A 23,435-nucleotide genomic window follows, 5' to 3' on the forward strand; every position below is an offset into this window, starting at 1 on the left:
CGGTGGAGCCATGAATCCCACCGCAAGACCGCACGAGCCCGCACCGTCGAGGACCTCATCGCAGCGTAACCAACCGGCCACCCGACAGGCTCTAACACGTCCGCTCGTCCCGCGGGCGGTGCACCGAAAGCCGGGTGCCTGCCCACGCTTGTCGGACCCGCCGCGGGAAAGGTGTGCCAACCGGGCGGCCACCCCGTCGATACGGCCTCGGGGCTCCCTCGCCCCATCCCGTCCGCCCGAGCGGTGGCAGACGCAGGCTGACCGGCCGGCTCACGGCACCCTCCCCCAGCACTGCCGCGCAGCTCGCGCTCACCCTGGGCATCGACGACCGCGACGACCTCTCCCCCGCCACCGCCCCCACCTTGCTCGTCGCCGCCGCAGGGGACCGGTTTTGTGGCACCGGAGCTCTTGTGGAACCAACGGACGGCATGCAGGGCGCACGGCTGGCCGCAGTCGAAGGCGGACACGCGGCGCCCCCGGAGGAGCCGGGGCGAACTCCGAAAATCCTCACCGGGTTCCGCCATGACGTCCATCGATCACCCCCGACAGCTCCCGCACCGCCGCCACCAAGCGGCCAGCAGGCCACAGGCAGCAGCCCCTGTCGACCATCCCAAGTCCCCGCCGCCCTCCCGATCAACGTTGACCCTCCGGAGAAGTCCCGGCATCCGGCTGTGTGCATTACGTCGTCGACCACTGCCGAGTGCCCGCACTCTTCGACGCACTGGACGCCGTGGTCGAAGCGGGTGTTGCAGGCGACGCAAGCACCTGAAATCCGGCAGCTCAGGCTTGACGAGTGACATAGAGGCACCATCCCCGGCCCGCCGTCCCCCCGGAAAACACACCGGCCAGGCCCACGCCAGCACCCACACAACAAAAGAACCGACCCGCCGGGGGGCCGATCCGGCCCCGGACTGGTCCCCTGGGGCACCTACGGGCGGGCCCGTGCGGCTCGCCCGTACACCGTGCCGTCAGCGGCTCAGAAGGCGGCACAGCCAGCGGAACCGGGCGTGACGGGCATCCCTTGCGATGTTGGTGTGAGGTGCCAGTTGATCGAAGCCGTGGAATCCGCCGGCCCAGACGTGCAGTTCGGCGTCACCGCCCGCTTGCCAGATACGCGTCGCGTACAGGACGTTCTCGTCGCGGAAGGTCTCCGCGGCACCGACGTCGACATAGGCGGGGGGCAGCCCCGAGAGGTCCGCCGCGCGGGCCGCAGCGGCGTACACGGAGACGTGTGCGCTCCCCCTGGCCTCACCGAGGAGAGAGGCCCAGCCCAGATCGTTGGCGTGCCGATCCCATACTCCGCGGCCCGCCATCTGGTGGGCGGAAAGGCTGTCGTTGTGGTCGTCGAGCATCGGACACATCATCAGCTGACCTATGAGCCGGGGACCTTGACGGTCCCGTGCCATCAGCGCGAGTGCAGCGGCAAGACCCCCGCCTGCGCTACCACCCACGATGACGATGCGCTGCGGATCCCCGCCGAGGGCTGCGGCATGGCGGGAGATCCACACCAGCCCGGCGTAACAGTCCTCGATCGACGCCGGGTACGGGAACTCCGGGGCCAGTCGGTAGTCGACGGAGACGACGACGAGTTCGAGAGGTTCGGCCCACTCCCGCAATATCGTCTCCATCCCGGTCCGGCTGGTTCCGCTGATCAGGCCTCCGCCGTGCATGTGGTAAATGACCGGTGCACCTTCGTACAATCCGGCGGGCCGTGCGACGAGCAGTGACACGTCCGGCGCCCCGGCCGGGCCGGGCACCAGTCGTTCGTGGATTTCGAACCTGCCCCGGTCGCGCAGCTCGTCGAGTGTCGGGTCCGCTGTCGCGAGGTGCGTGCGCCATCGGGGAATCTGGTCGGCCGACGCGGGCGCGTTCTCGTGCGGGGGTCCCAGTTTCTCCAGGGTGGGGTGCAGTTCCGGGTCGAAGGGCACGGGCGGGACCGTGTGCTGATTTTGGTCACGATGGTTGTTCATACGTCCTCCAGGACTGCGGGGCGAGTATCACGGGCGCCGGGGCGGGGCATGGACCACCGGCGGCCGTTGTGCTGTGTGTGATGCGGACGGCCGACGCCGGGACGGAGGCGCGCGCCTCCGGTCGTCGTACCGATGCCCCGTTCCGCGCTTCAGCCGGTTGCCGTCCGACGAGACTCTGACCGGCCCGGCCGTCCGATCTGCAGCAGTCGGTCCTCGGTGGGACTCATCGGCGGAAGAACGGTGAGGGGGCCGCCGGGAGGGGCGGAGGCGGCGTAACGGGCGTGCAGTTGGCCGCAGGCGGCATCGATGGAGGAGCCGAGCTGGCGTCGTCTGGTGGCGTGGATGCCACGTTCGCGCAAGCCTGCGACAAACTGACTGACATGTGTCTTCGAGGGCGCCTGGTAGGCGGGATGTGCTCCCAGGGCCTGGTTGTAGCGGATCACGCTCACGTGGAAAAGTTCCGGCCGGGATCGCGACGCCACGAGTCGGGCAAGCTGATGCAGGTGGTCTTCGGTGTCGTTGACGCCGGCGATCAGCAGATACGCGAGGTAGATCTTGCGGCGTGCCGTGCCCGCGTGCTCATCCAGAATCGCCAGGTTCTCGGTGAGGGGGAATCTCCTCTCCAGCGGAATCAGTTGCGCACGTTCGTCCGTGAACGGTGAATGCACGGACAGCGTGATCGTGACCTGTGGGTATTCCTTGGTGAGCCTGGACAGATTGGGCGCGAAGCCCACAGTGGAAACGGTGATACGGCGTTGCGATAGTTCCCCGTAACCGGTTCCCGAAAGCAGGCACAGTGCATCGAACACATGCGGGTTGGCCAGTGCCTCGCCCATGCCCATGAACGCCACGCTCTCCGGCAGGGATCTGTCCGGAAGCCGCCAATGCGGATGCATGACCTGCGCGTAGATCTCGTCGGCCGTCAGGTTCCTGGCGAGGCCGACGGCGGCCGTGGCGCAGAAAGTGCAGCCCAGTCCGCATCCGGCCTGTGACGAGATACAGAGAGAAGTCCATCCGGCCCTGTAGCGGGAGAGAACGGTCTCGAAACGGGTTCCCGGATCCGACTCGAAGACGACCTTTTCGACCTGGTCCTCTGATTGGCGGGCGACCGGCACGATGGGAAGTATGCGCGGCCCGAACTTCTCGGTCAGTCCCGCCCTGAGTTTGGCGGGCAACTCGCGAACGGTGTCGAAGGTCTCGGCTTCCGCGCGGCGAAGGGCGCTCACGAACTGCCGATAGCGGAAATCGGGTGCGCCCATCGATTCGAGATGCTCCCGGATGCGCGCGAGTCGGGTACCGGGGGGAGGGTTGGCGAGTGCGACACGGGACCGTCGAGCCCGGTCACTCGATGTGTTCGCATGGTGCTGGTGCGTCATAAGGTAATGCTCACAATCTTCCACGTGATCTCTCTCCCGGCGGAACAGGCGTGGTGCTGACGAGAGACAGTCCTCGAAGGGAATGGGCGCCGTCCGACGCATGACGACGGGAACGCAGGACGGACCCGCACAAGACGGAACCGCGCAGGACGGAACCGCACAGGACGGACTGCACATTGCATTCCTCGAACGACGTCAGCCATGGCCGGTCCGATTCCGGACCGGAGGGATCACGGCTTGAAAAAATTTCTACGTCGCTGAAAGGAGTCAGTGCATGCTGCGAACGCGCCACGAGGGGAGGCTGATTCGGGGTACCGGCAGGAGGCAAAAAGGAATGTGAGACGCGCTGGGCAAAGGCGTGCCAGGGTATGCACTTCAAAGCGCGGAAGTGTGTACCGTGCGCGTAATCCACATCCTGGCCGTTGCGGACCGGAGTCAGTGGCACAGGCCGATGGCGTCGACGACGCCCGGCGGCTACGGTCTGTCAACCTCGATGAGCATGCCGGTACTTTACCACGAAAGAAATCTTGGTCCAGCGGTGAGCGTCAGCACCTCGGCGCGGGCATGGGCCGGGGTGGCGGCGAGACGGTACCCGGGTCGTCTCAGCACCGCAGCCCGGACATGCAGCCGGGCCCTCGGGCGTCCGTGCCCGCACCCAGATCCGCTCGCCCTCGTCGACCACATCTTCGACAGTCAGGGGGCCCAGACCGGAAAACACCGTATCCACAAGCTCGTTGACATCTCGCACGCGACGTCAACGAGCCAAGTCACGCTTCGCTACCACCGAATGTGAGCCAGGACCGAACATTTTACAGTCCCGCGGTGGACGGATCCTCGGCATCGGCCACAACCACGCCGTCGGACTGTGACCAATGCTGTGGCCGGAGCCGTGCCGGACAACCGTGACCGCCGAACCGGTCCGGCGAAGGGCGTACGGGCCCCGAGCTCGGGGGGGTCCCAGGCGTGTTCGGGGGCGACGGCGACACGGTCGGCGTAAGCAGTGTCGTTTCGGCGATGAAATCGCTGGACCGTACGGGTGAGTTCGTGGCTCAGAAGCTGTCGCAGACATATGCGGACTGCGTAAATCCGGGGTTGTGATCAAGAACCTCGTGTGGCGCGGCCTTCCCGCGCTCACCCTCGCAGCCCTGCCCATCCTGGCCGCCATTCCTGCCGCTGACGCCATGGAGAGCAGCCGTACCATCCAGAGCACGCAGCCCCGAGAGGCCCTGCGGAGCGACTCCCATTTCTACCCGCGCGCCACCCTCGGCCGGAACCAGGCATGGACCTCCGGCAACGGCCGTACCATCCTGCGTGTTCAGAGCGATGGCAACGTCGTCGTCTACAAGGACAACCGTCCCGCCTGGCAGGCCCCGAACGTCTACCCCAACGCCGACCACCTCGTCATGCAGGAGGACGGCAACTTCGTCATCTACAACAGGGCCGGCCAGGCCATCTGGGCCGCCGGAACCTGGCACAAGGGCCGATACCTCGCCGTCCAGGACGACGGCAACGTCGTCGTCTACAACAACGCCAACCAGCCCGTTTGGGCCACCAACACCGGCGACTGAGCAACGTTCCCGTATACGACAAGGGCCCGGACCAGTCGTCCGGGCCCTGCCTTCTCCCAATATCGTTCGCCGCTCCCGCAGATACAGCGAACTTCTCGTGGCAGAACGACTGACGTTGCGTGACGGACGACGCGCGCGCCGCGTGCAGCATCCCATTCAGGACTGTGGCCCCGACAGACGCGGAGATGATAAGCCGCCGATCACCAAAACAAGTGGGCGGATACCTGCACCCGGCTACGCCAAGGCCTGCAGGCTGCCGGCCGAGGCCCCACCGACGAGGAGCGGGAGGACTTCCTCGGCCCGAGGAAGCCCGCCCCTAGGACCGCGGTGGCGGCCCCCGGCACCGGGTTCGCAGGGACCGCCAGCAGACCTGCGGCGATCAGGAGTTCACCTGCGCCGGTCGCGCGCAGCATCGTCGTGGCCCGCTCACTGCTGCGCAGCATGCGGGCCAGCGCCGTCTTCGGCGCCTGCTGTGCAGTGCCCCGGCTGAACACCTTGACCGCTCCGGTCCACCCGAGCAGGCCTGCGAGGACCAGCGGGACGAGGCTCGTTGTCAGTGACAGCATCTCTTCCTCTCTCTGTGTCCTTGGGCCTGCATCAGTGCCCGACGGAGATGCGGACGACGTCCACCGAGTTGTCGGACGGCCGTCAGGCACCGAGGACCTGGGCGCTCTGCCCGATGCGCAGCCGGGACAGGTCGGACGTCAGTGCGCGGCCGGCGTAGGAGGCGCTGGCGTCCGGGGCGACATGGCCGACCAGTTCGTGCTGCCCGTGGGCGAGGTGCAGTCGGTTCTTCGCGATACCTCGAATCTGCGTGTCCAGATTCACGATGTTCACCCAGACCGCGTCGGCGGCCACGGTGCCGTCGGGCATCTTGACGCCGCGTGCGTAGAGCCCGTCGCCGACGTCGATCACTTCGGCCGTGGTGGCGCGCACTTTCCACACGCTGGTTACGTTGGTCATCTGCACCCGGGAGTGACCGCCGTTGGATCCGGCCACCTCCAGGATGCTGCCGGTAATGCCCGTGATGCGGCCCTCCACAAAAGTGGACTTGGCTATCGCGGGGTCGAGCGAGGGTTCCACGGCGAAAGCGGCCTCGGCGTCGAGGCCGCCGAGCGCGGTCGCGCCGATGATGGTCGCGCCGCCGAGGACGGCGTTGGTGAGGAAGCGCCGGCGGCGCATCCCGTCGGCCCGGTCGTGTCGTACGGTCATGCCGGTGCTCCTCACTCGTAGATGTAGACCGGCAGCTTGCCCGAGCTCAGATTGCCGATCGCCGAGAAGGCGGCCGGGGTCAGGTCGAGGACGCGGTTGGTGCGGCACGTGCCATTGCAGCAAGTCGCCTCGCCGCACCATTCCTTGGTGCGCGGGCCGCAGTCGTTGATCGTGATGCACACCGTCGCGCCCGAGCACTGGTGCTTGACGTTCATCACCGCGCCGCAGCCGCGTCTGGGTATGTTCTCGCCACAGAGATCGGGCCGGGTGATGTTCCAGCACGCCTGTGAGGCGTTGGGCCACGCGCCGTGGTGTGCGCTGGACTGGCAGTTGCCGCAGGCGCCGCCGCCGGCACTGGAGCATGGCCCCCAGGCGTTGCCGCAGCAGAACCAGCTGGTTTCGCCGGCCCACAGGCTGGTTGATCCGCAAGCCATCATGTTGCCTTTCTCGGAGATTGACGTAGACATGACAATTCTGGAACCAGCCGCCGACCCCTTGCAGCAAGGGGGACGCCCACGTTCCAGCCGAGGATGGTTGTTCGTGCGAAGCAACTCAATGATGCGCGTAGACAAGCCCGTTGTATAGACGGCCGCGTTCCGTGTGGTCGAGCACCTCGCTCCGCATCGATCGATGGGGCGAGGTTGACCGCGCGGCACGCCAACTCCCGAGAGCACCAGGCTCCTTCAACCGGTGAGGGGCGCCGGGCACCACAGCCAGTCGGCTTTCGCAGCGCAGCAGTGCCCGGCCTGCCGGTTGAGTTCCAGCACCGTCTCGCCTTCGGCGGCGGGCGGGGTCCGGCCGGATCGGGGTACGGTACCGCCGCCCGAGACGACCGCCCCGGCCGGGGAGTCCGGCGGCTGCCCGGCAGGGCTGCGGCCGCGCCCGTACTTGTTCCGGCGCCGAAGTAACCCGACCGCAAGGTGCCCGGGCCGTTAGCGTGTCTGGATCCCATCCGTGAACCTGCGTCATTCAGTCCGCGCGATCATCCTCAGTGAGGACGACTGCATCCTTCTCTGCCGGTTCGCGATTCCAGAGCCGGTGGGAACGGTGGTGTGGGCAGCTCCCGGTGGAGGGATCGAGCAGGACGAGACGCCCGCTTGCCGCACTGCGTCGCGAGCTGCGGGAGGAAGTGGGCCTCGCGGTCAGGAGCGATCCGCCGCACGTGTGGCACCAGGAAGTCGTGGCCCCTCGGCATGCCGCGGGCTACGACGGCGTCATTAACGACTATTTCCTCGTACGCACCGCCAGGTTCAATCCACGCGGGACGCTGTCCGACGACGAACTCGCCGCAGAGAACATCAGCAGTCTGAAGTGGTGGCACCCGCGCGAAGTCGCCAGTTATGACGGTCCGGATCTGTTCTCGCCTCGCGACCTTGCGACTGCTCTCACTGCATTGATCACCTCTGGTGTTCCAGCCAAGCCACTGCTGCTCGGGCTCTGAGGAGCCAGCCCGCATGCCCGGCCGCGGCCGGCTCACCGACCTGCCCGGCGCAGTCCTCGTCGGCGAGCGACAGCAGGACGGTGGTCTGCGGCACGCGGGCAGCCTCGGCACCGGGTGGAGCGACAGAGAACACACCGTACTCGCCGGCCTGCTTCAAGCTGCCACAGCCGACCACTGCCCATTCGACACGGTGCCCGCAGTGACCGGAGCACGATGGGTGCTGCCCCGTCTGGCCGGCGAGGTCCGCTACGCGACCTGAACCCTGACAGGACTGCTACGACACCCCTCCTGGCACCGGCTGCGCCCCGACCTGGCGCCGGACGGCATCACGTGACAGGCCAACAGCCGTCCCGGCACGTCACAAAGCCTGCCCGGTGCGCGACGGCGCCAGGCCCGTATGTCCCGTCTCACGGGGATCTTGCCGCTGTCTCACCTGACGTTCTCCGATTCGCACGCGAGGGACAAGGCCATGTGAGACAGCCGGTCGCAGGGAGCACAAGATTTCCCGGATAGAGCTCGGTACGACGGGGAGTACACCTCAGGGAAGCACGCGGCAGAGGCCGCCCAGTGCCAAGTCCGGTAGGAGGGGCCGTGGCCCATGGAACGGGTGGGAGATGGTGAGCGCGCGGCAGTGGCTTCGCCGGTTCGGTGCGTGGGCGCGCGTCGCCGGGAAGGTCGCGGGCGTGGTGGCCGTGACGACTGGTATGACGTTATTCGTCGTCCTCGGGTACGGGTTCGTCCGTAAAGGACTCGACGGGCTGAACGAGGCCTCCGCAGTCGCCGCGCATGAACGGTCGGTCGACGGGGTCGTCCTGGCGAAGGACAAGGTGACCGGGCCCCAGGGAAGCCGCTTCGAGAGGATCGAAGTTCGTTTCACCACGGCCGCCGGGACGCCCTACCAGTTCTGGGAAGGCGGCGATGCGGACGTCGGCGACACGATCCGCGTCCGCTACGAGTCGGGGCATCCCGAGACGGCGAGCACCCACTCCGTGACAAGCAACAAGATGATGTACGGCATGCTGGCCTTCGTCGGGCTCGCGCTCATGATCCTCATGCCGCTACTGGTACTCAGGCTCGGCTGGGAAGGTCTCCGCGACATTCGGCGGGCGGTGCGGAAACGGTCGGCGGTGGGATGACGGTGCCGTCCTGCCCGCGTCGACACCACCCTGCGGAACTCCGGGCAGTGGAAGCTGGGCCTCGGGTGCGGCCGGCCTTCTGTCAGGGCTCGCATCGCCTCGCCCCCGGCAAGTGCGTCATCCTCGGACCAGATCACTCGAACCTGACCATTCACTCGAAGCCGCACCTCCTCCGTTTTCTTGAGTCATCGCCCCGGAAAACGTGTGTGCGTACGGGATCTCGGCCGTGCCAGGATGGCGTCGGGAAGCGAGGTCTCATGGACGAGTTGAGGCGATTCCGCCTGGCGCTGGTCGCGTGGGCGGCCTGCGGAGCGGAGGCGGGTGCGGCCGCCTCGGTGGCGCGGGAGCTGGCCGGAGGCGGTGTGCGGACGATCGTGCTCGTCGAGGGGAGCAGTGATCAGGTCGCGCTCGAAGCGCTGGCCACGCGCTACGGCCGCGACCTCGGTGCAGAGGGCGTCGCGGTGGTACCGCTCGGAGGTGCGACGAGCATCGGACGTTTCCTGGATGTGTGCGGTCCTCCAGGGCTCGGCCTCCCGCTGGCCGGTCTCTGCGACATCGGCGAGGAGCGGCATTTCCGGCGTCACCTTGAGCGGGTCGGGCTCGGGTCCGGTCTCATGCACGCCGAACTGGAGACACTCGGGTTCCATGTGTGCGTCGCCGACCTGGAGGACGAGCTGATCCGCGCTGTCGGGGCCGAGGGCGTGCAGCAGGTGATCGAGGCCCAGGGCGAGATGCGCCCCTTCCGCACTTTCCAGGGCCAGCCGGCACAGCGGGAACAGCCCGTGACCAGCCTCTTGACGTCGTGTCCTTCTTGGATCAGTTCGACCTGACCGCGGCCGAATCTGTGCGATTGGCGGAGTGTCGGCGGCTCCTCTCCCTCGTGTGGCTTTTCCTTTTGACGTTCGACGAGGGTCAGAGGCATCCGAGAAATCCGCCACGCACCGCGGAGCGGCAGGCTGGACGCTTGGCTGCTCAGCTTGAGTGAAACGCGTGCCCGCCCTGGCACTCGGCGATTGACGATTGCGGGCTTCATCGTGCTTGTCCGGGATTGATCGGCATCCCCAAAGTGACCGGGGTGCGGTTGCGCGTTCGGAGTGGGTCGAGCGAGGCGAGTTTGTAAGATCGCGCCGTTCCTCTTCGCCCGGGTGAACAGCGACTGCGGGGCGACTGCCTCTCCACCAACGCAACGGCCGGCCCCGCCCCAGGCGGGGCCGGCCGTCGTTGAAGGTGCCTCCCACTACCGCGAGTCGCTGCGGCCGGGCCAACCCTCGCGGGATCGGGCTGATGCTGCACGCGGTTGATCCGCTACGGCCGTACCGCCACCGCATCAACCTCGAACAGCATCCCCGGCAGCGCGAGCGAGGCCACGCCGCTCAGTGTCTGGGCCGGCAGCCTTTCGCCAAAATGGGCGTGTAGCGCCTTGCCGAGGATCTCCAGCTTGTCGAGGTCGTGGTCGACGATGAAGGTACCGAGGCGGACCACGTGCTCGTATCCAAGGCCGGCCCCCTCCAGCGCCGACCGCAGCCGGTCGAACGCCAGGTCCACCTGGGTCGCGAAATCACCGGGCACAGGGGCACCGGTGGCGTCGGAGGCGTACTGGCCGCCGATGAAGACGGGTTCGCCGGGCGCCGAGACAACATGGCTGTAGCCAAAGGGTGTCGGGTCATGGAGGACGGCTGGGTTGGTGATCGTGCGCTGATCGGTCGTCATGTCTGTTTCAACATCGCACCGCCCTGCCTATTCCATCGGGATCGAGGCAGGTGGGGAGGGATCCGTCCGTCTCCCTGAGAGACGGCCGTGGCTCCGTAGTTGACGAGGAGCGACTCGCACGGAGGCGAGCACGTCGTTGGGCGCCGGGGCACTGTCCCGCCTGACCGGCCTGGTGGTCCTCGCGGGTGTGCCCCGCTCAGGGAGGGGCACAGCCGTGTCTCCACCAGCAACGCAGCCTGGTCCGGCACTCTGGGCCCATGACCGACGTCTTTGAGCACGCCCCGCAGGTCTGGAATGCCGCGCAGCTCCGCGACGCACTCGCACGATCCACCGCGCCTGGGACGGCACCTACGGCGTCCCGAGGATCATCGCTGAGCTCTGCGAGGACGGGCGGGCGGATCAATCACAAGCGCGTCGCCCGCCTCGTGCGCCGGACCGGGATCGCGGGGCTGTGGCTGCGCAGGAAGCACCGCACCACCACCGCGGACCCGGCCGCCGCGAAGGCAACGGACCTCATCCGGAGGGCCTATCCCCCGCCGCGTCCCTGCGCACGGTCCAGCCAAGGGCCGAACTCGCTCTCCATGACCAGCCGGCCGAGTTTGCGGTACTCCTGGAGCACAGCCGAGACGATCTGCTCCATACCGAGCGGTCCCCCCGATTCCGCCGCCTGATAAGCGGCGGTCACCGCGCAGGCGCGGATCGATCCTCCCGCCAGCTCGAAGCGTCGCGCGCAGAATTCCAGGTCGAGGTCTGCGTCGCGCGGGATCGCTGTCCCGAGGGAGCGGTCCCACAGGGCCAGTCGCTGCTGGGCGTCCGGCATGGGGAACTCCGCGATCACGTCGAGGCGGCGGGTGAAAGCCTCGTCGAGATTGGCCCGCAAGTTGGTGGTGAGCACCGCGATCCCGTCGAAGGATTCGATCCGCTGCAGCAGATAGGCCGACTCCACATTGGCGTGGCGGTCCTGAGCGTCCTTGACCTGCGAGCGCTTCCCGAAGATGGCGTCCGCCTCGTCGAACAGCAGGATGCCGTTGACGTCCGCCGCCTCGACGAAGATTCTTTCGAGGTTCTTCTCGGTCTCGCCGATGTACTTGTCCACCACGATGGACAGGTCCACGACGTAGAGGTCCATGCCGAGCTCCGAGGCCACCACTTCGGCGGACATGGTCTTCCCGGTGCCCGACTCGCCGGCGAACAACGCGATGACCCCTCGCCCCCGGCCTCCGCCGGGCCGCATCCGCCACTGGCCGAGCACCTGCTCGCGGTGGCGTGCGCGCAGGGCGAGTTCGGACAGCTGCCGGCGGGTCGCAGCGGGCAGGACGAGGTCGTCCCAGCCCACGGTCGGCTCGATGCGGCGGGCGAGCCGTTCGAGCCCCGCGCCGTTCTGGGCCCGGACCGCCCCGCGCAGGTCCTGCGGGTCCACCGGACGCTCCTGCGCGACCGCCAGCCGGGAGGCGACGGTCGCGGCCCTGCGCAGCTGCTCGGAGTCGAGTCGGTAGGACGTGACGGCCGCCGCGAGTTCCTCGGCTGCCCGCACGTTCTCAGGAGACAGCCCGACCGCAGTGGCGGCCCCGGCGAGCGCCCGGCTCCACTGCCGTGCCGCGCCTGCGGGACCGGCGGGCAGGACACGGACCGGAACGGGGCTCTCCCTGCTCCAGCGGGGGTCCCATTCCTTCTTCCCGTACGCGATCAGCGGCGTGCCGCTGATCGCCGCGCAGAGGCTGCCGAGCAGTCCGGCTCCCTCGGGGCGCTCGGGCGCGAGCCCTTCGACCGGCCCGAGGACGACACCGCCTCCGCTCAGCCGGGCCTCGGCCGCCAGGGTCCGGACGAGCTCCGCCGGTTGCGGGGCGCCGACGAGCGCCACGACGTCGACCAGCAGCGGGCGCCGTCCCGCGGCGAGCAGCGCCCGCACGGCAAGTCCGCCGGGGTCGCCTCCCCGGTCCAGCAGATGCACCAGGCCGCTGCCCGTGCCCAGCGCCGCCGCGACCCGCAGTGCCTCGGGCTCCGGGTCCGGCTCGTCCTCGGCACCGGCCACCCGGACCAGTCCGCGCAGCCTCCCGTCGGGTTCGTCGTCGCCGAGCAGGTGGGCGGTGACCCGGTCCGGTACCCACAGCACGCGTGAGAGCAGCGGACGGTCGGCCTCCAGGACCGTCAGCAGTCCGCCCGCGACCAGCGGGGCGGACGGCGAGAACCGGAAGCGGCCGGTGCTCGCGGCGGGCAGCCCGCAGAGTTCGAGTGCCAGGCCGATGGTCGGCCTGCGCCGGTTGAGGTCGTCGTTGAGGTAGCCGTAGAGCCGCTCGAACCGGATGTCGATGTCCGGCGCCATCGCGACCATCAGCAGGTCGACGTCGAGCGGTGTCAGACCGAAGTCCTCGGCGAGCCGGCGGATCCGGATCCCGGACCGCGGATGCGGCGAGGGCTCGGACGCGTACTCCGGCACGGGCCCGAACGCGTCGCGGGCCGCCAGGATCCGTTCGGCCCCCTCGGGGGTGAGGTACTGCCCCCGGTAGGGATCGTCCGGTTGCGGGTCGACGGCCCGCCGGACCGCGACGGCGTTCCTGACCCGCTGCTCGACGTGGATCAACCGCTCCCAGAGTTCCTCGACGGCCGTCGGGGCGCCGGGCAGTTCGCGGGCGGTCCGGGTGTCCTGTGCCGTGGTCATCGAGCCGCACTCCCGCGCCTGCGCCGACCGGGCGGCAGTTGCCGTTCGCGTTCCGCGGCGAAGCCCTGCTCACCGGGATCGGACGCCCCGTCGTAGCGCAGCCGGCGCCCCGGGCCCGCCCCGTCGCCGTCCCGTGCGGGCGCGGCCCGCACCACCAGCCCTTCGGTGACCGGCGGGCCGGCGGACGTCCGTTCGCCTGCCAGCGGTGCCCGCACCCGCAGGTCGATCGCGGCCTTGAGCTCGCCGCCGAGCGCGGACCACACGTCGGCGGTGGACTGCCGGTCGGTGCCCGAGCCCGCCGCCTCGATCTCGACGGTCAGCCCCAGTTCGGCGAGGCTGCCGGTGAGCGTCCGGGCGGGCAGCACGTCCGACCGTACGAGGCAGCGCAACACCTCGGAGAGCAGCCGGTGTTCGTCCTGCGGACGGTTGGTCCAGGCGGTCACCAGGTAGGTCAGCTCGAACCAGCGCGGCGGGGTCCGCCGGCCGGCCACCATTCCCCGGTCGTCGTGCTCCTCGGTGGTGCCGGTGCGGCGCCGGGTCGCGTCCTCGCGGATGCCGTGCAGGAAGACGCTGACCGTGGGTGCGTTGCGCCGGGCGGACCAGTCCTTCGTCGGCGCGTCGAAGACCAGGTCGACACCGCTCTCCTGGAGACCCGCTTCGACCAGCAACAGCCGCAGTGCCTCGTCGACTTCGTGGATCACCGGCGCCCCACCTCGTCCGGCGGGACGATGGTGCCGCCGACCACCAGGAAGGGTGTGGTGACCGGGCTGAACCCGGGTCCCGTGGCGGTGATGGTGCGCGGTCCCGTCCGGTCCTTCACCAGGATCAGCAGCTGCGCGATGAACGTACGGTCCGCGCGCGGGACGGTGGGCGGTGCGGTCGCCGTGATCCCCGGTTTCCAGGTGAGCCTCACCGGGGCCCCCGGCGGGAAGTCCTTGCCCCGTACGGAGGTGACGAACCCCGGTTTGCCGACAGCGGGCACCGCGACGATGCGGGGCTGGAGAATGCGCAGCGGGGTCCTGGCGACGTTGTCGCGGGTGTCGGCGTCGGTACCGGTCGTGGTCAGCGTGCCGGTGATGGTCGTCCTCAGTGCCCGGTCGGGCGCGAGCACGACCCGGACCACCGTGGAGGCTCCCGGAGCCAGGTCGGGCAGCGTGCACACCCTGGCCGTGCAGCCCGCCGGAAGCGGGCCCGCCGGGATGCGTGCGGGCAGGCCGAGCTTCAGCCGCAGGCCGGTGGCGAGGGCGTTCCGTCCGTTGCGCACGGTGTACGTCACCACCACCCGGCCGCCGACGAAGCCGGGGCTGGGCTGGGCCCGCACGACGACGCCGGGTCCCGCCTCGGGCTCGGGCGGCAGGGGGGCCGGGGGCCGGGGCGGCGAGGTCGGGGGCCGGGGCGGCGAGGTCGTGGGGGTCGGGGTGGGGGTGGGCGCCGGCGCGTCCCGGACCGGGACGACGGTCCCGGTGGCGTTGTCCGTGGGGTTCGGGTCCAGTACGGCGCCGGTGACCGACCAGCCGATCCGCTGATCCCCCGTGGTCACCCCGGTCAGCCGGACGGTGACGTCCACGCTCTCCCCGGGCCGGAGCACGCCCAGGTCGCACTGCGGCGACCCGGTGGAGCAGGACCCGGTCGGGGTGGTGATCCCGTCCAGGCGCACGCCGGACGGCGGGTCGACGGTGAACGTGGTGCCGGGCGAGTGCGCGGGGCCCCGGTTGGTGACGGTGACCGTCACCGAAGCGGAGGAACCGACCTCCACCGCGGGTCCGGTGGACGGCGCGGTCAGCGACAGGTCGACCGACTGCTGGAAGGCCGGCTCCTTCTGACGTCCGGTCAGCCGCTCGCCGAACGGCGTCAGGGTGCCGGAGGAGAGGTCCAGCACGGACAGCTGCTCCGGGGAGCCCGGTCCGGACGCCCGGCGCGAACTCATCACCAGCCGCCCGCCGTCCGGCGACCAGGCCACGTCACGGGGCTGGAAGGGGCCGGTCGGTGAGGTGTCCGGGAAGTCCTGGTGGCAGGCGTCGGGGTTGTCGCGCTGGGCGGACGGGAGCACCACCCGGCACTCGTCACCGTTCAGCGAGGTGACCACGATTCCGCCGCGCCCGCTGCCCTGGTCGTTGCCGCCGTCCTTCCGGTTGAAGGCGATGGTGGTGCCGTCGGGGGAGAAGGCGGGGCTGTCGTCCATCTTCTTGCACTCACCCGGGCAGATCGTGGCGCTGAGGTCCCGCTGCTGGTCGAGCGCGGCCACCGGCACGGTCCAGATGTGCTTGATGCCGCCCAGACCCCGGATCACATGGTTGCGGGTGAAGGCGAGGGTGGTGCCGTCCGGCGACCAGGCCGGCTGCGCGTCCTGCCCCGCCAACTGCCCCGCCGGGGGATCGACCTTGCCGGTGATCCCGCCCGTGGCGACGTCCGCGATGAGGATGCTGCTCGATCCCGCTTTCTCGCCGACCCCACCGGGCGAGGTTCTGGTGAACGCCAGTTTGGTGCCGTCCGGCGAGAACGCGGGGTCGGTGTCCCAGTCACGGGGACCGCGTCCGGCGAGCGGCATCGCCTTCTCGTGGGTGCCGTCGGCGTCGGCCAGCCAGATCTGCTCGAAGCGTGCGTCTTTGGGACCCTCGAAGCGGGTCACGACGATGCGGCGGCCGTCCGGTGTGTAGCTCTGCCGCTCGGTCCACGGATCGTACGGGGCCTGCGGGTTGAACAGCGGGTCCTTGTCGGGGTCGGTGTTGGTAGCGGCGTCGGGGTCCTCCCGCAGGATGAGAAGCCCGAGGTCCCGCGGGTCGGAACCGTCCTGCCGGACGTCCTGGAGCGTCACGTCGACCGCCTCGCGCGGCGTTCGCCGGGTCACAATGACGGCCCCGGTGTCCAAGGGGCCGGTCCAGGTGGGCGATTCGAGCGCGCGGTCCTCGTCGAGTGCAATCGTCGGCTCGGTCGGGTCGAAGGCGGTCGTCCGGTAGACACGGTCGTATTCGCACCCGCAGGGGGCTCCGGGGCCGAGGAAGAGCAGGCCCTTCCCGTCCGCCAGCCAGGCGGCCGAGCGGGCGCGCCAGGTGACATGGGCACCGGCGAGCAGCGGGCGGTCGGTGCCGGGGCGGCCGTCGGTCACCCTCAGCTGCGGCTGCGCGCCGGCCTTCGCGGTGAGGGTGTACGCGACCTGGGCGCGGTGGGCGTCGTCGTCCACCGGGTTCCACGCCGGTTCGGTCGCGTCACCGGCCTCTTCGTTGATGGCCCTTGCCGAGCCGCCGGACACGGCCCGTTCGTAGATGAGCCCAGTACTCCCGGGGCCGGAGTCGCAGGAGTACGCGATGCGCGTGCCGTCCGGGGAGAAGGTCGGGGAGGTCTCGTTGTTGCGAGTGTCTGTCAGCCGCCGCAGGCCGGCACCGTCGACGCCGACGGTCCACAGCTCGCGCTGAACCAAGCCGTCCGGCCCCTGCTCTGCGGAGTCGAACACCACGGTCCGTCCGTCCGGGGAGAGTTCGGGGTGCGCGGCGTCCCGGTCGCTGGTGAGCTTGCGTACCGCTCCGTCCGCCTCGCGCACGTACACCTGCGGCCGTGCACTGTCGCGCAGGCTGGTGAAGACCATCAAGTCGCCGCGCACGAACGGGTCCTGGTCGTAGTGGGCCGGTCCCGTCCCGAACAGCGGCTCGGTGGTGGACGTATGGGTGGCCCGGCCGAGGCTGCGGTGCTCGGTCCCGGCGTAGGTGATGCGCCCGGCGTCGACCGGGGCCTCGTCCGCCGCGGCGGCGAGTCTCGGCGCACCCTGCGGCGCGGATGCGGAGCCCGCCACAAGAAGCGGTGCCAACAGCACCACCGCGCCCGCCAGTCGGTGCAGCCGGGTTTGCCTCGCCGGGCCAGCAGTGCCGGTCACGGCCCACCTCACAGTCTGGTTGATGACGCTCCCCTCACCAGCATCCCGCTCGCCCGGGGCCGGGAACAGGCCCCGATTACCCGGATTGGGGGAAGGAGCCGCTGCCCTTTGCGTCCGCCTCTCCGGCTCCCCTCTCCCAGAACACCGGCGTGCTCCCCTGCGGCGGCGTCGGCACGCCGTCCGCACGGGAGCACGAAGCGGGACTCAGATGAGTCCGTGCCGCATGGCGTAGCCGACGGCGTGCGCCCGGTTGCGCAGTTCGAGCCGCGTCGCCATCTCGTGCAGCACGTTCTTGACGGTGCGTTCGGAGTACGAGGTCTTCTGCGCGATCTCCGCCGTGCCGAAGCCTTCGGACACCAGCCGGATCATCTCCGCCTCCCGTGCCGTGAGGGTGGAGAACGAGAGCCCCCGGGGGTCGAGGACCGCGCGCTGGAGGCTGCTGACGTGGTCGAGGAGCTTTCCGAGCAGATCGCCCGGGAGTACGCCTTCGCCGTTGGCTATCGCCGTCACCAGGTGGACGAGACGGTCCTGGTCGGCCTCCCCGCGCCTGAGCACGGCGGCCACACCGCACTCGATCAGGGTCTGGAGCGCGCCCGCTTCGAAGAAGCCGACAACAAGTCCGGTGCGGGTCGCGGTGTTGCGTTGGAGACGGGACAGGAGCCGGACGGTGGGCTCGTCCACCATGTCCACCACCACTAAGGAGACCTGGGCCCGGTCGGCCTCGGACTCCGCTGTCAGTTCTATCTCGGGACGCGGGCGTAACTGGTGGATCACGCCGGTCCGAAGGATCAGATCCTCCGCGTACACCGCTACGGAGACTCTGCCCGACGGGGCCTTCCTCGCGCTGCGCTGGGCGGAGCGTTCCGAAGGAGTGGGCCTGCGGAACTGCCCGTGCGCCGCCGCTTCGTTCTTCACGTCTGTCGTCGTCATCGTTCTGTGCTCGTCTTCCCTCAGGTGTTACTAATCGATATGCCGGTTGCCTTCCCGTTCACGCCGGGTTCCGTCAGGGGGACCTGGCGCGGGAAAGGGGCTCGGGGACACCGTGCCGCCCGGCCGCCGGGGCACAAGCCCTGCCCGTTTGTTGCCCTCGCATCTCTGCTGTGCCCCCGTGTCCGCGGCTTAACGTCGCATCGTGACCACATCTGCCGAATTCGAAATGTCCACGGTGACGGTGTCGCCCGGCGCCGAGGCGACGACGGCCCTGACCGTGCGCAACGACGGTGACATCGTCGAGGCCTACACGCTCGAAGTGGTCGGCGACTGCGCCGCGTGGAGCACCGTGGAGCCGGCGCGTGTCTCGCTCTATCCGGGCACTTCCGAGGTGGTGACCGTGCGGCTCGCGCCGCCCCGCTCCCCCGAGGTCCGGGCCGGCGAGACGCCCCTGGGGGTACGCGTCCTGCCCGCGGAGCGTCCCGAGTCGGTAGCGGTCCCCGAGGCTGCGGTGGTCGTCGAGCCCTTCCATGAGCTCCGGGCCCAGCTGGATCCCCGTCGGCGCCGCGGCTGGCTGGGCGCCCGGTTCCGGACCTCGGTGCAGAACAGGGGGAACACCCCGGTCGACGTCGCGCTCACCGGAACGCAGGCCGGGGAGGAACTCCGTCTGGCCTTCTCTCCGGGCCAACGGCGCCTGGAACCGGGCGAGTCCGCCGAGATGGGCCTGCGGGTGCGGGCCCGGAAGCTGATCTGGTTCGGCAAGCCGGCCACCTGGCCGTTCGAGGTCGAGGCCGCCGAGAGAGCCGAACGGGCGGCCGAGGGCGAGCAGCCCCGCCGGCCGGAGACGCTGTCCGGCGAGTTCGCGCAACTGCCGGTACTGCCCAAGTGGTTGCTGATCGTGCTGGCCGCGCTGCTCGCACTGCTGCTCGCGTGGTTCGCGCTGGTCCGGCCCGCAGTGCGGAGTACCGCGAAACAGGCGGTGACCGAGGCCGCGGAGAAGGAGAGGCCGGACAACGGTCAGCAGGGCGCGACTTCGGGCGGCGGCTCGGGCGGTCCGGCCGGCGGTCAGGGGCAGGACGGCGGTCAGGGGACCGGTCCCGGCCAGTCCCCCGGGCCCGGCGGCTCCGGCTCGGGCGGTTCCGGCTCGACGACGGGCACGGGCTCCGGCGGCAACCAGCAGATATCGGAGACGATCGACGTGCAGACCGGGGCCGGGGCCGAGAAGAAGGGGACGTACCGGGTGCCCAGGGGGAAGGTGTTCGGCGTCACGGACATCGTGGTGGCGAACTTCCAGGGCGACGAAGGGGTGCTGACCATCACGTTCGGGAACCGGAAGGTCACCACCATCGCCCTGGAGACCTTCCGCAACCAGGACTATCACTGGGTCACCCCCATCCAGATTCCGGAGAACGCTGCGGTCACCGCTTCCGTGACATGCGACAAACCGGGCACTCCAGCTACCGGAACGCAAGCATCCGGATGCCACCAGGTACTCAATGTCAGCGGCATACTGAGCGATCTCGCACCGTAGAACAAAGCGCCGGGCCTCCCACTTCCGCCGTGCGGGACGAGAACAGCAGAAATTCCTACCCGGGGAAACCCGGCTTGCCGGTCGTTGGCGAAACCCTTTCCGCGCACGCCCCGGTGATGCGAACCCTCGGCGCCCCGCGAAACCGGCGGCGGGCGAAGAACGTCCGGTGTTCGCATGACCGCCGCCCCTCCCGCCACCTTCCGGGCAGGGCATCGCGCGAGCGCCGGTGCGGTCCGCCGGGCTCCTGCGACCGCGAGGGGCCGGCCGGTGGGATCGCGCGCGGCTCATTCTGGCCGATAGTGATCGCCCCTCAACCGGGCTCCTACCACGGGCTGTCCCGCCGGCCGTGGAGGCGGCGGGCGTCGCAGGACGGCGCATGGCACGACGGAGGAGCGGCCGCATCGGGGCGCGTGGGGCGCCATCGACAAACGCGACGATGTGCCGCAGCCGCGCTCACGCGCCCGCCGGGGATGACGGGACGGCCGTCGGCACGGACGTTCACGAGCGGTTCCGGGAGCCCCAACAGGGGTCGGCCTCGCATGCCTTCATTCACCGAGTCCGGGCATCCGCATTTCCGGCGACCAGCGCGCCGACGAACCGCCATACGCCTTCCGTGGAACCCGATTTCATTTCACGTTCACCGAATGAACCAAAAGAATTGCTTCGGGCCGGCCTCGGGAGGCCTGCCGCGAACGTCCGCGCGGGGAAGAATTCCCCGTCGCCCGGGTGCCTGGAAAGGCAGCGTCCTTGCCCCGTGTCCAGGACTCTGAGGCCTACTGCCCGCCGGGGCTGCCCGACAAGACTGGGCGTCGATCGGATGACCACCCGAAGGAGCGAGCATGCCGTCGTACCTCACCCCCGGTGTATACGTGGAGGAGGTGCAGTCCGGAGCACGGCCCATCGAGGGCGTCGGCACGGCGGTCGCAGCCTTCGTCGGTTTCGCGGAGACCGGCCCCTTCCACCGGCCGACGTTGGTGACCAGCTGGGACCAGTACGTCCAGACCTTCGGCACCTATGCGCCCGACACGTACCTGACGCTCGCGGTCCACGGATACTTCGCCAACGGCGGCGGCGCGGTCTACGTCGTGCGCGTGGGCGGCCCCGCGCAGGACTCGGCGGACGGATCCGCCACCGCGGCGGCTCCATCCGCCGCTCTCGGGGGCTTCCTGGTGTCCGCACGGCCCGGTACGAGTGGCGACCTCTCGGTGGAGGTCGCCGACGCTGAGGGGGAGAACCCTCCGGAGGAACGGTTCCGGCTGCTGGTGCGGCAGGCCGGCAAGGTGGTGGAGACCTTCGACGTCTCCACCCGCAAGAGCGTCAAGGGCTACCTGGTCACCCAGGCCCGCCAGTCCAAGCTGGTCGAGGTCGTCGAGCAGCCCGGCACGGCCCAGAGCCGCCCCGAGAACCAGATCCTCCCGCTCTCACCCGCCGCTTCCGGCCCGGGGGCCGGCGCCGCGCGCATCGACCCGGCCGAGTTCGTCGGGGACGCGTCAAAGCGCACGGGGCTCGCGGGGCTCGAAGCGATCGACGAGATCACCATGGTCGCCGTTCCGGACCTGATGAGTGCCCACCAGCGCGGGGACATCGACACCGAGGGCGTCAAGACCGTCCAGCTTGCGCTGATCTCGCACTGCGAGCAGATGGGCGACCGGGTCGCCGTGCTGGACACTCCTCCGGGCATGAACGCACAGCGGGTCCGTACCTGGCGCAACGACGACACCGGATTCGATTCGCGCTACGCGACCGTGTACTACCCGTGGATCAACGTCTTCGACCCGGCGGCCGGCCGCAACTCCCTGATGCCGCCGAGCGGTCATGTCGCCGGCGTGTGGGCGCGCAGCGACGGCGAGCGCGGCGTGCACAAGGCCCCCGCCAACGAGGTCATCCGCGGCGCGCTGGACCTGGAGATCCGTCTCAGCAAGGGCGAGCAGGACCTGCTGAACCCGATCGGCGTCAACTGCGTGCGCGCCTTCCCCGGCCGCGGCATCCGGATCTGGGGCGCCCGTACGCTCTCGTCCGACCCCGCCTGGCGCTACCTCAACGTGCGCCGCCTCTTCAACTACCTGGAGGAGTCGATCCTCCTGGGCACCCAGTGGGTGGTGTTCGAGCCGAACGACGACCGCCTGTGGTCGAGCATCCGGCGCAACGTGACCGCCTTCCTCACCGAGGAATGGCGCCGGGGCGCTCTCTTCGGCCGCACGGCCGAGGAAGCGTTCTACGTCAAGTGCGACCGCGACAACAATCCGCAGGAGTCGATCGACCTCGGCCAGGTCGTGTGCGAGATCGGCGTGGCGCCGGTGAAGCCCGCGGAGTTCGTGATCTTCCGCCTCGCGCAGTTCTCCGACAGCACCAGCCTCGTCAACGAGTGACCCGGCAGGGTCCGCAAACGGAACAGGTGACACAGAGTCATGGCAGAGGGCGACGCTCTTTCCACCCACGTCTTCGGCGTGCAGCTCGGCGGCTATCTCGTCGAGTCGATCCAGGAGGTCAGCGGTCTGACCGTCGAGGAGGAAGTCGTCGAGGTCCGTCAGGTGACCGCCGAGGGCAAGCAGATCATCCGCAAACAGCCCGGCGCCCGCCAGGCGGGTGAGGTGACGATCACCCGCGGCATCGACAAAAGCAGCGAGTTCACCAACTGGATCAAGGAGACCCTCAACAAGGGGGCCGTCGACACCGCGCGCCAGAACCTCACCATCGAGATCAAGGACTCGAAGGGCGACACGGTCCGGCGCATCCAGCTGATGCAGGGCTGGGCCAGCAAGTGGGAAGGCCCGTCGCTGAAGGCCGGCGAGTCCAGCGCGGCCACCGAGACGGTCACCATCACCTTCGAGGAGATCGTGGTCGAATGAGGCGCAGGACCGTTACGTCGGGCGGGCTCGACGAAGTCCTCGACACCCTCGCGCCCGCCCCGTCCGCCACACGCGAGGAGGCCTCCGCGCCGCCTGCGGCGCGGGCACGGGAAAGCCAGGACCTGCGGACGGAGTTCGAGTTCGAGCTGCCGCGCGGTTACGTCGACGACGAGGGCCAGGTGCACCGGCAGGGCTCGATGCGGCTCGCGACGGCACGGGACGAGCTGCGCCCGCAGATCGACCTGCGGGTGAAGGAGAACCCGGCGTACCTGAGCGTGGTGCTGCTGAGTCAGGTGATCACCCGGCTCGGCACCATCACCGATGTGCACGCCGGGGTGGTCGAGCGGATGTACGCCACCGACGTGGCGTTCCTGCAGGACTTCTACCGGCGGATCAACAGCGAGGGCCACACGCACGCCGCGGTGACGTGTCCGTTGTGCCACGGCTCGTTCGAGGTGGACCTCTCGGGTGGGCGCCTGGGGGAATCGTGACGTACGCGCTTCCCCGCTTGCGGGAGGAGATCGCGTACGTCGCCTACCACTTCCATTGGCAGCGTGAGGACATTCTCGACCTCACCCACGGCGAGCGTCAGCAGTGGGTCCGGGAGATAGCGCGGATCAACACCCGCGTCAACGAAGGCGGGTGATCGTATGGGGTTCGGCAACTGGTTCCGCCGAGCGGACCGGATGCGGTCCGACGCCCCCTCCCGGGGCGGGGACGAAGCCGGTGCCGGACCGGCGACCGGGACCGACTCGGGCACCGGCCGGACCGATCGGCGGGACGGCGACTGGGACGGCGGCTGGCGGCAGGTAGCGCCGCCGGCGGTGACCGTTGCCCGGTCCTCGATCGGGGTGAGTGACGGGCTGCGGTTCAGGTCCGGCCTCGCCTCGTGGCAGAACGTCGCGTTCGGCGGCGAACTCGGCCATGCCGTGATGCCGTCCGCGCCGGTGGGCCTCATTCGCGGGGTCACCCGCCCCGCGGGCGCGCATGCGGTGTCCGCCGGTGGACCGCTGCTCCTGCGCGCCGCCCGGCCCGGTGCGGACGGGAGCGCCGAACCCGCCGCGGACCTGCCGCCCGCGGCGGGCGGCTCGGTCGGCCGGGGAGCGACCGGTAGATCCGAAGAGCACACGTCAGAACTACAGTCACAAAACTCTGAATATCGGATGACGCGATGTCCGCCTAGTC

Annotated in this window: 19 protein-coding genes and 3 pseudogenes; 11 read left to right on the forward strand and 11 right to left on the reverse strand. The window is 69.6% G+C overall.

The window, feature by feature from the left end; translation table 11 throughout:
- Positions 1-968: 968 nt before the first annotated feature.
- From ABTZ94_RS23865 to ABTZ94_RS23875, 3 genes and pseudogenes are all read right to left on the reverse strand, one after another.
- Positions 969-1,970, reverse strand: coding sequence for an alpha/beta hydrolase (locus ABTZ94_RS23865; RefSeq protein WP_351203188.1), 1,002 nt, complete (start codon positions 1,968-1,970; stop codon positions 969-971).
- 149 nt (positions 1,971-2,119) lie between these two features.
- Positions 2,120-3,229: a radical SAM protein gene (locus ABTZ94_RS23870; protein WP_351203190.1), complete on the reverse strand. Its 1,110-nt coding sequence runs from the start codon at positions 3,227-3,229 to the stop codon at positions 2,120-2,122.
- Positions 3,230-3,935: 706 nt separating this feature from the next.
- Positions 3,936-4,094 (reverse strand): annotated as a pseudogene (locus ABTZ94_RS23875) (ISL3 family transposase); the annotation flags it as partial.
- Between the two features lie 346 nt (positions 4,095-4,440).
- On the opposite strand from ABTZ94_RS23875, the gene ABTZ94_RS23880 reads away from it, so the two are divergent.
- Entirely contained in the window at positions 4,441-4,914 is a 474-nt protein-coding gene (locus ABTZ94_RS23880; protein WP_351203192.1) for a hypothetical protein, read from the forward strand.
- Between the two features lie 200 nt (positions 4,915-5,114).
- On the opposite strand, the gene ABTZ94_RS23885 is transcribed toward ABTZ94_RS23880, so the two are convergent.
- From ABTZ94_RS23885 to ABTZ94_RS23895, 3 genes are all read right to left on the reverse strand, one after another.
- Positions 5,115-5,480, reverse strand: coding sequence for a hypothetical protein (locus ABTZ94_RS23885; RefSeq protein WP_351203194.1), 366 nt, complete (start codon positions 5,478-5,480; stop codon positions 5,115-5,117).
- An 82-nt stretch (positions 5,481-5,562) separates the two neighbouring features.
- Positions 5,563-6,126 (reverse strand): cell wall protein, encoded by a 564-nt coding sequence (locus tag ABTZ94_RS23890; protein ID WP_351203196.1) that lies wholly within the window; start codon positions 6,124-6,126, stop codon positions 5,563-5,565.
- Positions 6,127-6,137: 11 nt separating this feature from the next.
- On the reverse strand, positions 6,138-6,593 hold the full coding sequence (locus tag ABTZ94_RS23895) for an RlpA-like double-psi beta-barrel domain-containing protein (protein WP_351203198.1): 456 nt from the start codon (positions 6,591-6,593) through the stop codon (positions 6,138-6,140).
- Positions 6,594-7,255: 662 nt separating this feature from the next.
- Between ABTZ94_RS23895 and ABTZ94_RS23905 the strand changes: the two genes are divergently transcribed.
- From ABTZ94_RS23905 to ABTZ94_RS23920, 4 genes and pseudogenes are all read left to right on the forward strand, one after another.
- Complete coding sequence (locus ABTZ94_RS23905) at positions 7,256-7,567, forward strand: NUDIX hydrolase (RefSeq protein WP_502967297.1); 312 nt, start codon at positions 7,256-7,258, stop codon at positions 7,565-7,567.
- 13 nt (positions 7,568-7,580) lie between these two features.
- A pseudogene (locus ABTZ94_RS23910) lies at positions 7,581-7,901 on the forward strand (ATP dependent DNA ligase); the annotation flags it as partial.
- 280 nt (positions 7,902-8,181) lie between these two features.
- The gene (locus ABTZ94_RS23915; RefSeq protein ID WP_351203202.1) at positions 8,182-8,703 is read left to right on the forward strand and encodes a DUF3592 domain-containing protein; all 522 of its coding nucleotides are present in this window, start codon (positions 8,182-8,184) and stop codon (positions 8,701-8,703) included.
- 257 nt (positions 8,704-8,960) lie between these two features.
- Positions 8,961-9,533 carry a TOPRIM nucleotidyl transferase/hydrolase domain-containing protein gene (locus tag ABTZ94_RS23920; RefSeq protein ID WP_351203204.1) on the forward strand — a complete coding sequence of 191 codons (573 nt, stop codon included), beginning with the start codon at positions 8,961-8,963 and terminating at the stop codon, positions 9,531-9,533.
- A gap of 475 nt (positions 9,534-10,008) precedes the next feature.
- Here ABTZ94_RS23920 and ABTZ94_RS23925 read toward each other — a convergent pair whose 3' ends face one another.
- The 5 genes from ABTZ94_RS23925 to ABTZ94_RS23950 form a co-directional block, all read right to left on the reverse strand.
- Positions 10,009-10,413 carry a RidA family protein gene (locus tag ABTZ94_RS23925; protein WP_351203206.1) on the reverse strand — a complete coding sequence of 135 codons (405 nt, stop codon included), beginning with the start codon at positions 10,411-10,413 and terminating at the stop codon, positions 10,009-10,011.
- 526 nt (positions 10,414-10,939) lie between these two features.
- A complete protein-coding gene (locus tag ABTZ94_RS23935; protein WP_351203208.1) occupies positions 10,940-13,072 on the reverse strand; it encodes an AAA family ATPase in 2,133 nt (710 codons plus the stop codon).
- On the reverse strand, positions 13,069-13,773 hold the full coding sequence (locus ABTZ94_RS23940) for a Pvc16 family protein (RefSeq protein ID WP_351203210.1): 705 nt from the start codon (positions 13,771-13,773) through the stop codon (positions 13,069-13,071). The genes ABTZ94_RS23935 and ABTZ94_RS23940 overlap by 4 nt, the downstream gene beginning before the upstream one ends.
- Positions 13,770-16,940, reverse strand: a complete 3,171-nt coding sequence (locus ABTZ94_RS23945; protein ID WP_351203212.1) for a hypothetical protein — start codon at positions 16,938-16,940, stop codon at positions 13,770-13,772. The genes ABTZ94_RS23940 and ABTZ94_RS23945 overlap by 4 nt, the downstream gene beginning before the upstream one ends.
- Before the next feature lie 204 nt (positions 16,941-17,144).
- Positions 17,145-17,870 carry a helix-turn-helix transcriptional regulator gene (locus ABTZ94_RS23950; protein WP_351203214.1) on the reverse strand — a complete coding sequence of 242 codons (726 nt, stop codon included), beginning with the start codon at positions 17,868-17,870 and terminating at the stop codon, positions 17,145-17,147.
- Between the two features lie 226 nt (positions 17,871-18,096).
- Between ABTZ94_RS23950 and ABTZ94_RS23955 the strand changes: the two genes are divergently transcribed.
- From ABTZ94_RS23955 to ABTZ94_RS23980, 6 genes and pseudogenes are all read left to right on the forward strand, one after another.
- Positions 18,097-19,401, forward strand: coding sequence for a COG1470 family protein (locus tag ABTZ94_RS23955; RefSeq protein WP_351203222.1), 1,305 nt, complete (start codon positions 18,097-18,099; stop codon positions 19,399-19,401).
- A gap of 839 nt (positions 19,402-20,240) precedes the next feature.
- Positions 20,241-21,770 (forward strand): phage tail sheath family protein, encoded by a 1,530-nt coding sequence (locus ABTZ94_RS23960; RefSeq protein WP_351203216.1) that lies wholly within the window; start codon positions 20,241-20,243, stop codon positions 21,768-21,770.
- Positions 21,771-21,809: 39 nt separating this feature from the next.
- On the forward strand, positions 21,810-22,250 hold the full coding sequence (locus tag ABTZ94_RS23965) for a phage tail protein (protein WP_351203218.1): 441 nt from the start codon (positions 21,810-21,812) through the stop codon (positions 22,248-22,250).
- The gene (locus ABTZ94_RS23970) at positions 22,247-22,741 is read left to right on the forward strand and encodes a hypothetical protein (protein ID WP_351203220.1); all 495 of its coding nucleotides are present in this window, start codon (positions 22,247-22,249) and stop codon (positions 22,739-22,741) included. The genes ABTZ94_RS23965 and ABTZ94_RS23970 overlap by 4 nt, the downstream gene beginning before the upstream one ends.
- Positions 22,738-22,896, forward strand: a complete 159-nt coding sequence (locus ABTZ94_RS23975; RefSeq protein ID WP_003966147.1) for a DUF6760 family protein — start codon at positions 22,738-22,740, stop codon at positions 22,894-22,896. Before ABTZ94_RS23970 ends, ABTZ94_RS23975 begins: the two co-directional genes overlap by 4 nt.
- Positions 22,897-22,900: 4 nt before the next feature.
- Positions 22,901-23,435 (forward strand): annotated as a pseudogene (locus ABTZ94_RS23980) (hypothetical protein); the annotation flags it as partial.

This window comes from Streptomyces sp. NPDC002785, from assembly GCF_040295565.1.
GTDB lineage: Bacteria > Actinomycetota > Actinomycetes > Streptomycetales > Streptomycetaceae > Streptomyces.